A 14,830-nucleotide genomic window follows, 5' to 3' on the forward strand; every position below is an offset into this window, starting at 1 on the left:
CTCAACGCGCGCCGCCAAGCGTCTTGATGCCCTCGCCGAAGGTCGATTCGGTGTCGCGCATCAGCGAGGAGATGCTTTCAAAGGCGCGGTTGACCTGGATGAGCTGCGTCATCTGGGAAATGCCGTTGACGTTCGACTGCTCGAGGTAACCCTGCACGACGCCGACTTCATGATTGTTGACCACCGGAACCGGCTGGGCCACCGGCTTCACGCCGCTATTGGGATGACGCAGGAAGCCTTGCGAAAAATCCGCCTGGTAGATGCCGAGCGTGGCGACGATATTCTCGTTCTGGCGGATGGCTCCGTCGAGACCGACGGTGATCGGACCGCCATTCGGATTGAGCTGGATCGGGCCGCCGCCGGCATCAAGAACGGGATAACCGCTGGACGAGATGAGCGCGCCGTCCGGACGCATGGTGAAACGGCCGTCGCGGGTCAGGATCTGACCATCAGGCGTATCCAGCGAGAACCAGGCATCGCCCTTGATGGCGAAATCGAAGGAATTGCCGGTCTGCTCGAATGCACCCTGGCGGGTGGAGAGATAGTCGTTGCCCTGGGAAACGAAGGCTACCCTGGCGTTCATGTCATTGTGGTTCTTGGCGACCATCTCATCGAATTTCACTTCGGAGCCGCGGAAGCCGACCGTGTTCACATTCGCCATATTGTCGGAAATGGTGGTGAGACGGCGCTCCAGCGCGATCTGCGAGGACAGGGCGACGTATAGTCCGGATTGCATATCATTTGCCTCCGAGTTTCAGGGAGTTGATGGAGATCAGCAGGTCGGGGGAAATGCCGTAGCCGCTGGAGGAGCCGAAAACGGCCAAGGGGTCGTAGGTCGTTGAGGGATTTTGCATTTCCCACATGATGGTGAAACGCTCGAGCAGCTTGCCGACCTTTTCAGGATCCTGCAGATCCTTGATATCGATGCTTTTTTCGATGAGCGCGGCCTGCTTGTCGACATCGGCCGCCGCAAATGCGTCGGGCAGGTTGAACGTGGTGCGGAACACCTGCGCAAGCGCGTCGTCGGCGAGGAAATCGAGGCCGGATTTGATTGTCGGCGCCTTGCGCTCGAAATAAAGGGCAAGCCGGACGCCGTTATTGTCGTCGCCCGCTTCCTGTTCCAGCGTCTGGCGCGTGTATTTACTGACGACACCTGATTTCGCTGCCTCGGTGGAGGTCGCTGCCGCACCCAGGCCCGCGAAATCCAGGGACTTTGCAAGTTCGGCATATCGGTTGTCGGAAAGCTTGTTGGCGAAGGCGTTCTTGTCCGAGGTGCCTTCCGTCAGCACCTTGCGGATGAAGGCCTTCGCATAGGCCATATCCTCAAGCCCGTGGGCTTTCAGGGCGTAATTATAAAGGCGCGTATCGGCCATGAAGTCGTCGATGGATTTCACATCGCCGATCTTTGCACGGTAATATTCGGTTTCGCGCGCCACATCAGGCTGCTTCGACACCCGCTCAAGCGATTTGCCGATGTCCTGACTGATCAGTCTGTAGCTGGTATAGGTGGAAGTCACTGAACCGCCGCTCTCGTTTGATCCCGATCTCAAGGCGCACGTCCGCCTTTGCCGGCATAGTGCCGTGGCTTGCTTGTGCGAAACTGGCTGAAGGCGGGAACGCGAGGGAAGCTTTGCGGACAGGTTCACGCAAGCCACATTTTCTAGACATGACGGCATGGAACACTGTTCGGGCGTGGTCGATCAATGAATATTGTAATTGGACTTATAATCACCTTCGGCTGCATCATCGGCGGCTATATGGCGATGGGCGGTCATCTGGACGTGCTGGTTCAGCCGTTCGAATTGATGATCATCGGCGGCGCCGGTCTCGGCGGCTTCATCATGGCAAACCCCATGAAGGTCGTGAAGGATTCGGGCAAGGCGCTTGGCGAGGCCTTCAAGCATTCGGTCCCGAAGGAGCGAAACTATCTCGACGTGCTCGGCGTGCTTTATTCGCTGATGCGCGATCTGCGCACGAAATCGCGCAACGAGATCGAGGCCCATATCGACAATCCCGAGGAATCCTCGATCTTCCAGAGCGCGCCTTCGGTGCTGAAGAACAAGGAACTGACCTCGTTCATCTGTGACTATGTCCGCCTGATCATCATCGGCAACGCCCGCAGCCACGAAATCGAAGCGTTGATGGATGAGGAAATCGAAACCATCCTCAACGACAAGCTGAAGCCGTATCACGCGATCACCACCATGGGCGATTCCTTCCCCGCCATCGGTATCGTCGCGGCGGTTCTCGGCGTCATCAAGGCCATGGGCAAGATCAACGAATCGCCTGAAGTTCTGGGCGGCCTCATCGGCGCGGCCCTGGTCGGCACCATGCTCGGTATCATCCTGTCCTATTCGATCTGCAACCCGCTTGCTTCGCAGGTCAAGATCGTCCGCACCAAGCAGCACCGCCTCTACATCATCGTCAAGCAGACGCTGATCGCCTACATGAACGGCTCGGTGCCGCAGGTCGCGCTCGAATACGGCCGCAAGACCATCTCCAACTACGAGCGGCCGTCCATTGACGCCGTCGAACAGGAGATGATGAACCCCGGCGGCGAAAACAAGGCGGCATGACGATGGCAAAAGCTGCAGCGCAACAAGCACCCGCCATCGACACCGCCCTTCTCGCAAAATTGACGGGAGGGCTGTCTGACCGCAAGACGATCGCCAAGATCGGTTCCGATATCGGCCATCTCTACAGCGAATTCCTGCCTGACATCTTCCACAGCGAGACCGGCATCGCGATCGATGTGGAATATGTCAGCTCCGAATCGGGCCTGATGACCGATCTCATCGCCAATGTTGGGAGCAATGTCGCGGTTGCCGATTGTTCCCTGCGCAACTGGTGCCCCAATTTCATGATGACTGTCGGCAACGGCTTCGTCATCGCGCTCATGGAGCGCATGCTGGGCGCGTCGCCGGACATGATCGGCGAACCGGATGAGCGCAGCCTGTCCCATATCGAGCTCGACCTCGCGGCCATGGTTCTTGGCCGCATCGCCGGTGTCCTGCGCTCCGGCGTCAACGCGCCCGGCGGTTTTGAGGCGGCGATCGAGCCGCCGTTCAACTCCAACGGCAAAAGCGCCTTCGAGGAAATGATCGCCGGTCTTCACGGCGTGACCATCCGCATGAAGATCGATATCGGCAAGGTCTCGTCGGAATTTAGCCTCATCGTGCCGCAGCGTCCCCTGCTCAGAACCTCCATCGTCGCTCCCAAGGCTTCCGCCCAGGCGCTGAAGAAGCAGGAGGAATGGATGGAGATGATTTCGGAGCAGGTGAAGCGATCGCAGGTAACGCTCGAGGCGCGCATCAAGCTCGAAACGCTGACGCTCAGGACAATTTCCAAGCTGGTGGCCGGTGACGTCATTCCGTTCCAGGCTCTGAAGCAGGACGATATCGGCGTCGAGGTCAGCGCCAACGGTTCCAAGCTCTATAATTGCGAATTCGGCAAGTCCGGCGACCGCTACATGGTTCGGGTGAAGAACAATGTCAGCACGGACGACGAGATCTTACGACATTTGATGGGTTAAATCCTGCCCGGCCTTTTGGGTTCTGGGCAGGCTGACGCAAGTTTCAAAGGGAATAATCAGCGCATGGCTACGAAGAAAACACCTGTGACCGATGATGCGGCGTTGCCGTCGTTTGAAGACGGCGGCGACCTCGACCAGGCTATCGGCGATCTGCGTGGCGTCCTCAAGACGGATGCGGAAGGCTCGCTCTCCGATTTTGGCGACTTCGGCGATTTCGGAAGCACGGACGAGGTTTCGACCGAAACCGACCTTTCCGCCTTTGGTGGCGGAGCGGCCGACTTTGCGATGGACGATTTTGCCGCCGCCCCGCAGGTTGCGGGCGTGAAGGCGCCGCTCGGCAGCGGCTTGTCCGAAAACATGGAAATGATCATGGACATCCCGATCGATGTCCAGATCGTTCTCGGCACCAGCAGAATGCTCGTTTCGGGGCTGATGAGCCTCGAAGAGGGCGCAACCATCGCGCTTGATCGCAAGATCGGCGAGCCGGTCGAGATCATGGTGAATGGCCGCCGTATTGCGCGCGGTGAAATAACGGTTCTGGAAGACGACGATACGCGCTTCGGCGTAAAATTGATTGAAGTACTGAGTACGCGAAAAGCCTGATCCCTGTGGGGACGGAGAGGAAAGACCATGATGGACTTCGAGGATTTCGGTAACCCCCTTGCGGGCAAGCCGTTGTCTCAGGCCGACAAGGCGGCCGCGGTGCTTCTTGCCATGGGCAAGGGCGTCGCCGGCAAGCTGCTGAAGTTTTTCACCCAGCACGAACTGCAGATGATCATTTCCTCGGCCCAGACCCTGCGCGTCATTCCTCCCGATGAGCTTGCACAGATCGTAGCCGAGTTCGAGGACCTGTTCACCGAAGGAACGGGTCTGATGGACAATGCCAAGGCGATCGAGAGCATTCTCGAAGAGGGCCTGACCCCTGAAGAGGTGGACAGCCTTCTCGGCCGCCGCGCGGCTTTCCAGGCCTATGAAGCATCGATCTGGGACCGCCTGCAGGAAGCCGAGCCGGAATTCGTCGGCAAGTTCCTGCTGCGCGAACATCCGCAGACCATCGCTTATATTCTCTCCATGCTGCCTTCCTCCTTCGGCGCCAAGGTTCTCCTTACCATTCCGGAAGAGCAGCGCGCCGATATCATGAACCGTACCGTCAACATGAAGGAAGTCAGCCCGACGGCTGCCCAGATCATCGAGAAGCGTGTGGTCAACCTCATCAACGAAATAGAGGCCGAGCGCAATGCGGGCGGTTCCACGAAGGTTGCGGATCTGATGAACGAACTGGACAAGCCGCAGGTCGATACGCTGCTCAGCTCTCTCGAGACGCTCAGCAAGGAAGCCGCAAACAAGGTCAAGCCGAAGATCTTCCTCTTCGACGACCTCATGTTCATGCCGCAGCGCAGCCGCGTCCTGCTGCTCAACGATGTTTCGGCCGATGTCATGACGATGGCGCTGCGCGGCGCCACCATGGAAATCAAGGAATGTGTGCTCTCCAGCATCAGCCCGCGCCAGCGCCGCATGATCGAATCGGACCTTGCGGTGCCGCAGGCCTCGATCAACACCCGCGAAGTGGCGATTGCCCGCCGCGCGGTGGCGCAGGAGGCGATCCGGCTGGCCAATTCCGGCCAGATCCAGCTGAAGGAAGCCGCTGCGGAGGAACAACCGGCCGCCGCTTAAGCGGAAGCCGGTTGATAACCCGCCCTTACCGCGGAACCGGCCATTGCGATGGCCGGTCACGGACGCTAGTTTCGGGATGACGGCCTGCCGGGATCGGCGGGCCCTTTTTTTGATCCCGGGAACGTGCCTTGGCAGACGATCAGGACAAGGACAGTAAAACAGAAGCCCCGACGGAGAAAAAACTCCGCGATGCGGCGGAAAAGGGCAATCTTCCCTTTTCCCGCGAAGTGCCGATCTTTGCCTCGTCGCTCGCTTTTTACTGTTACCTGGTCTTCTTCCTGCCCGATGGCGCCGGTCGCCTTGGCGTCACATTGAAGGACCTGTTCGGTCAGCCCGAACAGTGGGACCTCAGCACCCGGCCGGACGCCCTGTCGCTGTTGTATTTTCTCGGCACCTCGATTGCCTATCTGCTCATGCCGGCGATGATCATGTTCATGGTTTTCGGGCTTGCTTCGTCGTTTTTCCAGAACCTGCCGTCGCCGGTGCTTGAGCGGGTGCGTCCGCAATGGTCACGCGTGTCGCCGGTAAAGGGCTTTACGCGCATCTACAGCAAGCAGGGTTTCGTGGAATTCGGCAAATCCGTATTCAAGATCATGATCGTCGCGATCATCATGTTCTTTGCTTTGCGTGGCGATTTCTACAGCCTCATCGATCTGATGTTCTCCGATCCGCAGGTCATTTTCGTCCGGGTGGTCGAGATCGTCAAAAAAATGATGGTCGTTATTCTGCTTTCCACCGCGCTGCTTGCCGCCGTCGACGTTTTGTGGACGCGCCATCACTGGTTCAGCCAGTTGAAAATGACGAAGCATGAGGTGAAGGAAGAATACAAGCAGTCGCAGGGCGACCCCGTGGTCAAATCCCGCCAGCGTTCCATCGCCCGCGACCGCGCCCGCCGCCGCATGATCAACAATGTGCCGCGCGCAACGCTTGTCATCGCCAACCCCACACACTTTGCGGTGGCGCTGCGTTATGTTCGCGAAGAAGGTGACGCACCTGTTGTCGTGGCCAAGGGCCAGGACCTTATCGCATTGAAAATCCGCGAGATTGCGGAAGAAAACAATATCCCCGTTTTTGAGGACCCTCCGCTTGCACGCTCCATGTTTGCGCAAGTCTCGGTAGATAGTGTGATTCCACCAGTCTTTTACAAGGCTGTGGCTGAGCTCGTTCATCGGGTTTACGCCATGAAGTCATCGAAAATACGGGTTCAATAAAACCAATGAAAAAATCCGCCTATTCCGAACAGCGGGAAATGATCGTCGCAGAGGCGATCAACCCGATCGCCACCGAACTTCGATTGTTAGACCCGGCCGACCTGATTTCGCTGCTTAGATTTGAGTGCTATAGCAGTATCGCCGACCTCGTTTCGTCGGCGGCTGAGCTTTATTATCACCCTGGTACGATCAATTTCGGCGCCGGCGGCGAATACAAGCTCGAATGGGAAGGCGCGCCGGAGATCGTCCTCGATCTCGAGCTCAAGCCGAAGGGCGCCACGGTCTATGCGCGATTGACGCTCGCCAACGAACATGCAGCGGTTGAGATCAATCACGTCTCGTTTCAGAACCCTTCCGAAAATCCGGACGAAAACACCGAGTTTCTTCGGAAAAGCCTGACAGCTGCCCGATTCGTACCCACCCGTCAGGGCGAAGCGGCTTAACCGGATCATCTGCGGAATATTGCCGTCATGTCCGTTGCGCCCGCCGAAATCGCGGGCGCAACGGCCTCGTTCCGGTGCGTTTTGACCAGAGCTTGCCTGAAGCCTGCCGGTTTATGCGAAACCCGGCTGCGAAAGGCAGGAACGCCTTGCAAATCAGTCCCGTTGTTTGTTACCTATCGCATTAACGATTTGTTAACGAACAGCAGGTCGCGGTGGCCGGTTCAGGCCATTGCCGATGCGCATGATGCTTCTGCTCGTTGTCGGCACAGCGCCGGATTTTTTCTTAAATTTTGAGTTGGGTGGACCCCATGACCAGCATTTTGACCAATGCGGCGGCGATGGCCGCGCTGCAAACCCTGCGCATGATCGACAAGAGCCTCGAGACAACACAGGCGCGCGTGTCTTCCGGCTACCGTGTCGAGACTGCGGCGGATAACGCGGCCTACTGGTCCATTGCAACGACGATGCGCTCTGACAATAACGCGCTTTCGGCCGTGCAGGACGCTTTGGGTCTGGGAGCCGCCAAGGTCGACACCGCCTACGACGCGCTTGAAAGCACGATCGAGGTCGTCAAGCAGATCAAGGCCAAGCTCGTCGCCGCCTACGGCGTTGGCGCTGACCGCGGCAAGATCCAGGATGAAATCAAGCAGCTTCAGGAACAGCTGAAGAGCATCTCCGAATCGGCCTCCTTCTCGGGCGAAAACTGGCTGCAGGCCAGCATCAGCAACGGTGGCACGCCGCCGGTTGAAGAATCGATCACGAAAAAGGTCGTTGCATCCTTCACCCGTACGGGCGCAGGCAATGTCGGCGTCACCACCGTTGATTATGTGCTCGACGGCAGTACGGTGCTTTTCGACCTCAGCGGTGGAAAGCTCGGGATTCTCGACAAGAACGCCGTTTTTGTCAGCAAGACGGAATATGAAGTCACTCAGACCTCGACGACTGCGGGTAAGGCGACGAACGCCGGTCACGTCGTCGAGAAGCTCAGTGACGCGCAGATCGGCGCGCTGAATGCCGCGACTACGGATACGAATACGGATCCGAATGTCTATAGCGACGGGACTGCCAATTATCTCCGCCTTGCCGAAAACGTATGGGTGAAGGTGACGGCGACAAATCCGTCGAGCGGTGGCACCACCGTTTCTCCCGCCTATCGCGACACCAGCAGCAACGACTGGTTTTACGACCTCAGCGGCGGGGCGGCTTCCGCCGATCGTTCCCTCGGGTTTTCCGTGTCCACCCTCAATCTCGGTAATCTCGATGTCGTCGCCGCAGCCATGGGCGGTTTTGCCGGCGGCGGCACGACCTACACCGACGCCGACGCCATCGACATGATGATGTCCTTCGTCGACGGGCAGCTTGAGGCGATGACCAGCACGGCTTCCAGTCTCGGTTCGCTGCAGAGCCGCATCAGCATGCAGGATAACTTCGTTTCCAGCCTGATGGATGTGATCGACAAGGGCATCGGCCGTCTTGTTGATGCCGACATGAACGAGGAATCGACCAGGCTGAAGGCGCTGCAGACGCAGCAGCAGCTCGGCATCCAGGCTCTCTCCATCGCCAATGCCAACGCGGAAAATATCCTCCAGCTCTTCAAGTAACGGGTTCGACCGGCGTGGGCGCGCGGGGATGAATGGGCGCAGGCTTGCCGATCACGCCCGCCTTCATCCTCGCACAAGTTTGAACACCTAACGTCGGGTCAGTATGGGGCGGATCGCATGGCGTGATCCGGCCGGGAAACGTGGAAGAGACGGGCAGGGTAGCAAGGATGACGGTGGTGCCGCCAAACGGCTTAGAGCATTTCCAGGAAAAGTGGACCCCGGTTTTCCGTCTGGAAATGCGGCGAGGCTTTTGCGATTCGCGCGGGCAACGAAACATGTCTGGCCCCTTTCTCCTGTTTTGCCGGAGGCAGACATGAGCGCGTCCATTGCACGGTTTCTCAAGGACTTCGGTGAAGCGCAACCGCAACCGGCGGCGCCGGCCCTCGGCGACCCGTTGGCCGATACAGATTTCCTCTCCGGTTTTGCCGATGGTGCTTCCGCTTTCGACGAATTTGCTCCCGTTGACGTGGAGAGCGAGAAACAGGCGGCCTATGACCGCGGCCGCGAAGACGCCACCCGCGAGATCACCGAGAAGATGCAGGCGGAACGGGAAGAGCTGATCGCTGCCCATGCGGCCGAGCTGGAGGCCCTGCGTTCGGGCCATCTCGAAGAAATTGCGGCGTCCCTGTCCCGTGGTCTGCGCGAGGGTATCGACGCGATCGCGGCCAATCTCAGCGAACAGACAGCCAATATCCTTGCCCCCCTTCTGACGGAAAAGCTGTCGCTCAAGGCGGTTACGGCGCTGGCCGATGTGGTGCGCGCCGCCATGCCGGATGGCGAAGGGGTTACGCTTGTCGTGAAAGGCCCGAAAGATTTGTTCGAGCGACTGAAGACGCAGCCGGGCTTTGAAGAAGAAACGATGAAATTTACCGAGACCACCGATATCGATCTTTCCGTCGAGTTGGGTGAAAGCGTGTTCGTGACGCGCATGTCCGCCTGGGCCTCCAGTCTTCGCAAGGTGATGAAATGAGTGAAGGCGAGAACCACCACCACGGCAAGAACGAGATCATCATCGTCAAGCGCCACAAGGGCGGGCACGACGGCGCCCATGGCGGCGCCTGGAAGATCGCCTATGCCGACTTCATGACGGCGATGATGGCGTTCTTCCTCGTCATGTGGCTGGTCAATGCCGCCAACGAGGAAACCAAGGCCTCGGTCGCCAGCTATTTCAATCCGATCAAGCTGTCCGATGAGAAACCCTCGTCCAAGGGACTGGAAAAGCCTGTCGATAAGGAAGAGGGCGTCCAGAAGAAGGATCAGTCCAACATCCAGGCGGAAAAAGTCACCAAAGGCTCCGCCGCGGCGACGGGCGAAGATCTGACCTCCCAGACCGGTGAGCAGTCGAATTTCTCTGAAGCGGACTTTTTCGAAAATCCCTATTCCGTGCTGGCTGAAATTGCCCAGCAGGTGGGGCAGCAGGCCAATGTCAGCGCCAAGGGCGAGGGCGGCGCTGCTGATTCCGGCCCGGCGACGGGCGCGAGCGGCGGTGAAGCCTATCGCGATCCCTTCGATCCCGATTTCTGGACCCAGCAGGTGAAAATCACCCGCGCCGATCAGCCGCAGAAACCGGTTGAACAGCAGCAGCTCGCGGAGAACAAGCAGGAGGATGCGGCCGAAAACGCCCAGGCGGTCGCGCTTAAGTCGTCCGAGACACCGGCCGACAAGACGGAAGACGGCAAGTCGATGGAAGTCGCCGCCGTGGTGCCGCAGCAGCGTCCGGACGCCGCAGAGCAGGCAGCGCTTTCTCAGCCCAGGCCGGAGCAGCAAAAGGCCAGCGACGCCGAGTGGGAAAAGGCCGATACGCTGCGCGAGGAAATCGAGAAGCAGATCTCAGGCATTACCGGCAAGCTTTCTGAAGGTCTGGTGGTGACGCCAGCCGAAGGCGGATTGCTGCTTACCATTTCCGACCAGACGGAAACGCCGATGTTCAATATCGGATCGGCCGTTCCCCGGCGCGAAATGGTTCTGGCCATGGAAAAAATCGGCAAACTGCTTCAGGAGCGGGGCGGCAGCGTGGTGATCCGCGGCCATACCGACGGACGGCAGTTCAAGGGTGAGGCCAATGACAACTGGCGGCTCTCCATGGATCGTGCGCACAGCGCCTATTACATGCTGGTGCGCGGCGGCTTATCGGAAGAGCGGGTAAAGCAGGTCTCGGGTTTCGCGGACCGCAGATTGCAGGTGCCGGCGGACCCTCTGGCAGACGCCAACCGCCGCATCGAAATCCTGCTTGAGGCCGATCGGGGGTGAGTGTGACGAAAACCTCGAAACGCTGGCTTCTTCTTGCGGCGACGCTTTGCGGTCTCGGCTCCGAGCCGAGCAAGGCGTTTTCGCAGTCGCAAGAAAATCTGATGCCCTATGCCATGTTGCGCTCCCTGCAGTTCGTGCAGGATTCGGTGGCCATGGGAGACCATTCCGCCGCTGAAATGCAGCGGTTTCTGCTACAGACGATCGATGAGCGGCTGAAGAGCGCCCCTTCGGCGATCTTCAAGGATCCGCGCAATGTCGATGCGGCGCTCATCTATGCGATGAGCGGCGGCAACCCGGCCACGCTGGAATTGCTGGTCGCGCGCGATGTAGACGGCAATTTCGATAGCCGTGTTGCCGATATCCTGCGCAAATACCTGTCCGGCAAGGGAACGCTGGTCGCGCAGAGCATCGCGGCCATGGTGCCTGAATATCGCGGCAAGCGGATTGGCGCCTATCTGGCGCTGATCGGCGGCAATGTGACGATCCCGCGCGATCCGCTTGCCGCACTCGGCTTTTACGACATAGCCCGGCTCGAAGCGCCCGGCACCATCGTTGAAGAGGCGGCGTTGCGCCGCTCGCTCGCTATCGCGGTTGAAGACGGCGATGCTGCGCGCGGCGTCGACTATGCGCAGCGTTATGCGCGGCGCTTCCTGCATTCGCCCTATGCCAGCCAGTTCGCCGACCTTCTGGTCTCGCTGGTGGTCAAACGCGCCGACTCCATCGGCGAAGAGGCGATACAGGAAACCTTCGCCATGATGGATACCGAGAGGCAGAAAGAAGCTTATCTGCGCCTTTCCCGCCTGGCGGCGATCAGCGGGAAGGATTCGCTGGCGCGTATGGCGGCGTTGAAGGCGAAGGCGCTGTCTCCGTCGCTACCGGGTGAGCCTGAAGTCCAGGCAAATCTCTATGAAAGCCTTTCCAACATCGGCACGCCAGATGTGGTGAGTGCGATCGAGACAATCGGGCAAATTCCAGAAGCACAGCTTTCGGATCGGGACAGAGCCCTGCGGGAGGCGGCAAGGGCGATTGCAGAGCAGGTGGTTCGTCCTCCTTCCCTGCAGTCTGGTGTTGGGGCAGACACTGCGGCCACGAAGGATACCGGGCGGAATACGCCCGAAAACGAGGCGACCGGTGCCGATGCAAAGAGCATATGGCGGGTTGAAACCCAGAAGGCTGACGATGAGGGCGAGAATGTCCGGCAACTCGTGACGAGTGGCCGTAGCAAGCTCGATGAAATCGACAGCCTGTTGAAGAAAGGCGAGGGGGCACCATGATCGACGCAACCATCAACGCGATAATGAATGCGCCACCATCCGATCCGCGCGCCGGCGTCAGGGACGACGCCAAGGGCGGCAGTTTCGGCGACGCCCTTTCCACGGTCCGGGACGAGCGGCCGCCGCAGGCTCTGCATTCGCGGCATCAGCAGGACAAGAACCCTGCCGAAGAACAGCATGCACAGGGTGATAGCGAGGCGGAAAAGATGGATGTCCCGGTCAAGCGGCCCGCAACTTTTCTGAATGCCATCGTCAACGAGCATGCCGGCGAAGGCCGCGCCCATGAGACGCTGGCGGAGTTTCAGAACGCCGTGAAAACGGCTCGCACACCCGAGAACGGCAAAACCGGCAAGAAGCTCAAGGACGACACCGACAAGGACGCCGAGACGGCGGCCGATGTGATCGATCCGAAGCTCGCGGAACTGCAGCTGGTTGCGGCCAACGCCGCCGATGTGGCGACAGCCAAGACGCCGCTTGAGGAAATTGCACAGGCGATTGCCGGCAAGACCGACACGGTGAAATCAGACCGGGCTGAACCTGTCCGGGGCAAGGCCGAGCATCTGGTCAAGGACATGCCGACAGGCATTGCAGCTGCCGGTAACGAGGCGGGCTCTGCTTCCGAAAACGAAGGTGATGCCTCGTCGTTCCGTTTCTCGTCTCCGCGTTCGGGCGCTGCCCGGGCTCTCGATATGAGCACGGTGCAGCGTGAGGGCCGTGTTGAATTCGATGCACGGGAAAGCAACGGCAAAGCGGCAGATACCATCACGGTCCTCGATTCGCGGCGTTTCATCGGTCTGGCGCCTTCCACCAACGCTTCGGCCCTGACCGGCCTGATCGTTAATGACCCGGAATGGGTGAGCGCCATGCAGCCCGGTTCGTCGCTTTCCAATGCGGCGGCCCAGAGCAGCACCGGAAAGGTCGTGCATACGCTGAAGCTGCACATGACGCCGATCGAGCTCGGATCGGTGACGATGTCGCTGCGTCTCGCCGGTGACGAGCTTGCCGTTCACATGACGGTGGAGAGCGTAGCGGCCTATAAAAAGCTCCAGGACGACAGCAAGAGCATCCTTGAGGGTCTCAAGGCGCAGGGTCTGACGGTCGATAACATCACCATCAGCATCGCTTCTTCCGACAAGAGTGACCAAACGGGCACACAGGGCAACAATCAGCAAAATCAGCAGGCGCAGCAGCAGGGCCAGCAGGCCGCCGCTGGGCGCAACCGTGACGAGTCCGGAGCACGGGGCAGCCGGCAAGGCAATGGCGATAATTTGGGGGTGCATAATGAAGGCATGGATGGCGCTCCTGGCTCTGCCCGCTCTTCTGCTGACAATGGCGTCTACCTCTGAGAAGGCGTCGGCTTCGGCGACATCAGGCGTCTGTGAAAGAGAGATCCAGTCGGCGGCACGCAAATATGGCGTGCCGGAGGGAATTCTCTATTCGGTGGGTCTGACCGAGACGGGCCGCAAGGGGCGGCTCGACCCCAATGCCATGAATATCGAAGGAAAACCGGTATTTGCGACCTCCACCGAGGAAGCCCTGGTGACTTTCGAGGCTGCAAAGCGCAACGGCGCCAAACTGATCGACCTAGGCTGCATGCAGATAAATCATTATTTCCACGGCGAAAACTTCGCATCAGCGCGGGAAATGTTCGATCCGCGCCGGAATGTGGAATATGCCGCCATGTTCCTTCGCAACCTTCACAACAGGCATGAAACCTGGACCATGGCGGTGGCCCGTTATCATGCCGGCCCGAACAATGATCCGGCGCAGAAGAAATACGTCTGCCGTGTTATCGCCAATCTGGTGGCGACGGGCTACGGGAAATGGACTCCCAACGCGAAAAATTTCTGCGACGGATAACAACCTGAAATTGCTTTCAGGCGCCGCAGGACTCGTATTTTGAAATGTGGCGATAGATTGATCGAAAAAAGGCATTTCAAGCGGTTTTTTCGGAATTTTGAAATTTCTACACAAAAATTTTGTGCCGTATATGGTTAATACCCACTATATATAGATCAAATCGGCACAAAATGGTTAATCAATTATTAATAACTATCGATGATTTCCTACAGTTGTCGCTGAATCCCCCGATTCGTACCAATGCCTTATTGGAAAACACCACACTGATTCGGAGGCGGACGAATGATCGTAGTGGTTGATGAGCGCGAGCTTGTTAAAGACGGCTATACATCTCTATTTGGGCGTGAGGGCATTCCCTCGACCGGGTTCGATCCGGTCGAATTCGGGGAGTGGGTCTCGACGGCGGCGGAAAGCGATCTTGCGGCTGTGGAAGCCTTCCTGATCGGCCAGGGCGACCGGAGCTTCTCCTTGCCGAAGGCGATCAGGGATCGCACGACGGCGCCTGTCATCGCGGTCAGCGACCAGCCCTCGCTGGAATCGACACTGGCGCTTTTCGACAGCGGCGTCGACGACGTCGTGCGCAAGCCGGTTCACCCCCGTGAAATCCTTGCGCGTGCGGCGGCCATCCGTCGCCGGCTGCAGGTCATATCGAACTTCACAGATGCGGGGCCGATTCGGGTTTTCTCCGACGGCCGCGACCCCGAAGTGGGTGGCGAGGTATTTCCCTTGCCGCGCCGTGAGCGCCGTATCCTCGAATATTTGATCGCCAATCGCGGACGCCGCGTTTCCAAGGCGCAGATTTTCAATGCCATCTACGGCATCTTCGATGATGACGTCGAAGAAAACGTTGTCGAAAGCCACATCAGCAAGCTGCGCAAGAAGCTGCGCAAGAAGCTCGGCTACGATCCGGTCGATTCCAAGCGGTTTCTCGGCTATAGCATTGATTGGCAATGATTTTCATTGACCCGCGTGGTCTTTTTCAAAC

General features: G+C 58.9%; 15 protein-coding genes. 13 read left to right on the plus strand and 2 right to left on the minus strand.

Translation table 11 applies throughout. The annotated features are described in order from the left end of the window. Position 1 precedes the first annotated feature (1 nt). Positions 2–736: a flagellar basal-body rod protein FlgF gene (gene flgF / locus CFB10_RS10900; RefSeq protein WP_003503411.1), complete on the minus strand. Its 735-nt coding sequence runs from the start codon at positions 734–736 to the stop codon at positions 2–4. 1 nt (position 737) lies between these two features. After that, the gene (locus tag CFB10_RS10905; protein ID WP_003503409.1) at positions 738–1,517 is read right to left on the minus strand and encodes a DUF1217 domain-containing protein; all 780 of its coding nucleotides are present in this window, start codon (positions 1,515–1,517) and stop codon (positions 738–740) included. A 186-nt stretch (positions 1,518–1,703) separates the two neighbouring features. Between CFB10_RS10905 and motA the strand changes: the two genes are divergently transcribed. From motA to CFB10_RS10975, 13 genes are all read left to right on the plus strand, one after another. Beyond that, positions 1,704–2,576 carry a flagellar motor stator protein MotA gene (motA, locus tag CFB10_RS10910; RefSeq protein WP_020010426.1) on the plus strand — a complete coding sequence of 291 codons (873 nt, stop codon included), beginning with the start codon at positions 1,704–1,706 and terminating at the stop codon, positions 2,574–2,576. After that, positions 2,573–3,532 (plus strand): FliM/FliN family flagellar motor switch protein, encoded by a 960-nt coding sequence (locus tag CFB10_RS10915; protein ID WP_020010427.1) that lies wholly within the window; start codon positions 2,573–2,575, stop codon positions 3,530–3,532. The genes motA and CFB10_RS10915 overlap by 4 nt, the downstream gene beginning before the upstream one ends. A gap of 63 nt (positions 3,533–3,595) precedes the next feature. Next, on the plus strand, positions 3,596–4,135 hold the full coding sequence (gene fliN / locus CFB10_RS10920) for a flagellar motor switch protein FliN (protein ID WP_003503403.1): 540 nt from the start codon (positions 3,596–3,598) through the stop codon (positions 4,133–4,135). A gap of 27 nt (positions 4,136–4,162) precedes the next feature. After that, the gene (fliG, locus tag CFB10_RS10925; RefSeq protein WP_020010428.1) at positions 4,163–5,206 is read left to right on the plus strand and encodes a flagellar motor switch protein FliG; all 1,044 of its coding nucleotides are present in this window, start codon (positions 4,163–4,165) and stop codon (positions 5,204–5,206) included. Positions 5,207–5,334: 128 nt separating this feature from the next. Beyond that, positions 5,335–6,417 carry a flagellar biosynthesis protein FlhB gene (flhB, locus tag CFB10_RS10930; RefSeq protein ID WP_020010429.1) on the plus strand — a complete coding sequence of 361 codons (1,083 nt, stop codon included), beginning with the start codon at positions 5,335–5,337 and terminating at the stop codon, positions 6,415–6,417. 5 nt (positions 6,418–6,422) lie between these two features. Further along, on the plus strand, positions 6,423–6,860 hold the full coding sequence (locus tag CFB10_RS10935) for a hypothetical protein (RefSeq protein ID WP_003503394.1): 438 nt from the start codon (positions 6,423–6,425) through the stop codon (positions 6,858–6,860). A gap of 308 nt (positions 6,861–7,168) precedes the next feature. After that, positions 7,169–8,461 carry a flagellin gene (locus tag CFB10_RS10945; RefSeq protein WP_020010430.1) on the plus strand — a complete coding sequence of 431 codons (1,293 nt, stop codon included), beginning with the start codon at positions 7,169–7,171 and terminating at the stop codon, positions 8,459–8,461. Positions 8,462–8,774: 313 nt separating this feature from the next. Continuing rightward, the gene (locus CFB10_RS10950) at positions 8,775–9,431 is read left to right on the plus strand and encodes a hypothetical protein (protein WP_020010431.1); all 657 of its coding nucleotides are present in this window, start codon (positions 8,775–8,777) and stop codon (positions 9,429–9,431) included. Beyond that, positions 9,428–10,711: a MotB family protein gene (locus tag CFB10_RS10955; protein ID WP_020010432.1), complete on the plus strand. Its 1,284-nt coding sequence runs from the start codon at positions 9,428–9,430 to the stop codon at positions 10,709–10,711. Before CFB10_RS10950 ends, CFB10_RS10955 begins: the two co-directional genes overlap by 4 nt. Beyond that, entirely contained in the window at positions 10,708–11,985 is a 1,278-nt protein-coding gene (gene motC, locus CFB10_RS10960; protein ID WP_020010433.1) for a chemotaxis protein MotC, read from the plus strand. The genes CFB10_RS10955 and motC overlap by 4 nt, the downstream gene beginning before the upstream one ends. Continuing rightward, entirely contained in the window at positions 11,982–13,331 is a 1,350-nt protein-coding gene (locus tag CFB10_RS10965) for a flagellar hook-length control protein FliK (RefSeq protein WP_020010434.1), read from the plus strand. The genes motC and CFB10_RS10965 overlap by 4 nt, the downstream gene beginning before the upstream one ends. Next, a complete protein-coding gene (locus CFB10_RS10970) occupies positions 13,279–13,845 on the plus strand; it encodes a lytic transglycosylase domain-containing protein (protein ID WP_020010435.1) in 567 nt (188 codons plus the stop codon). The genes CFB10_RS10965 and CFB10_RS10970 overlap by 53 nt, the downstream gene beginning before the upstream one ends. Positions 13,846–14,127: 282 nt before the next feature. After that, on the plus strand, positions 14,128–14,799 hold the full coding sequence (locus CFB10_RS10975; RefSeq protein WP_004432529.1) for a response regulator transcription factor: 672 nt from the start codon (positions 14,128–14,130) through the stop codon (positions 14,797–14,799). Positions 14,800–14,830: the final 31 nt, after the last annotated feature.

It is taken from the genome of Agrobacterium sp. 719_389 (genome assembly GCF_900188475.1).
Lineage (GTDB): Bacteria > Pseudomonadota > Alphaproteobacteria > Rhizobiales > Rhizobiaceae > Agrobacterium > Agrobacterium radiobacter.

Excerpts from the sequence above, each read along its gene's own strand:
- motA (WP_020010426.1), top strand. The coding sequence starts at position 1,704 with ATGAATATTGTAATTGGACTTATAATCACCTTCGGCTGCATCATCGGC.
- fliN (WP_003503403.1), top strand. The coding sequence starts at position 3,596 with ATGGCTACGAAGAAAACACCTGTGACCGATGATGCGGCGTTGCCGTCG.
- CFB10_RS10970 (WP_020010435.1), top strand. The coding sequence starts at position 13,279 with ATGGCGCTCCTGGCTCTGCCCGCTCTTCTGCTGACAATGGCGTCTACC.
- flgF (WP_003503411.1), bottom strand. The coding sequence starts at position 736 with ATGCAATCCGGACTATACGTCGCCCTGTCCTCGCAGATCGCGCTGGAG.
- CFB10_RS10965 (WP_020010434.1), top strand. The coding sequence starts at position 11,982 with ATGATCGACGCAACCATCAACGCGATAATGAATGCGCCACCATCCGAT.
- fliG (WP_020010428.1), top strand. The coding sequence starts at position 4,163 with ATGATGGACTTCGAGGATTTCGGTAACCCCCTTGCGGGCAAGCCGTTG.
- CFB10_RS10955 (WP_020010432.1), top strand. The coding sequence starts at position 9,428 with ATGAGTGAAGGCGAGAACCACCACCACGGCAAGAACGAGATCATCATC.
- CFB10_RS10950 (WP_020010431.1), top strand. The coding sequence starts at position 8,775 with ATGAGCGCGTCCATTGCACGGTTTCTCAAGGACTTCGGTGAAGCGCAA.
- CFB10_RS10915 (WP_020010427.1), top strand. The coding sequence starts at position 2,573 with ATGACGATGGCAAAAGCTGCAGCGCAACAAGCACCCGCCATCGACACC.
- CFB10_RS10945 (WP_020010430.1), top strand. The coding sequence starts at position 7,169 with ATGACCAGCATTTTGACCAATGCGGCGGCGATGGCCGCGCTGCAAACC.
- CFB10_RS10935 (WP_003503394.1), top strand. The coding sequence starts at position 6,423 with ATGAAAAAATCCGCCTATTCCGAACAGCGGGAAATGATCGTCGCAGAG.
- CFB10_RS10975 (WP_004432529.1), top strand. The coding sequence starts at position 14,128 with ATGATCGTAGTGGTTGATGAGCGCGAGCTTGTTAAAGACGGCTATACA.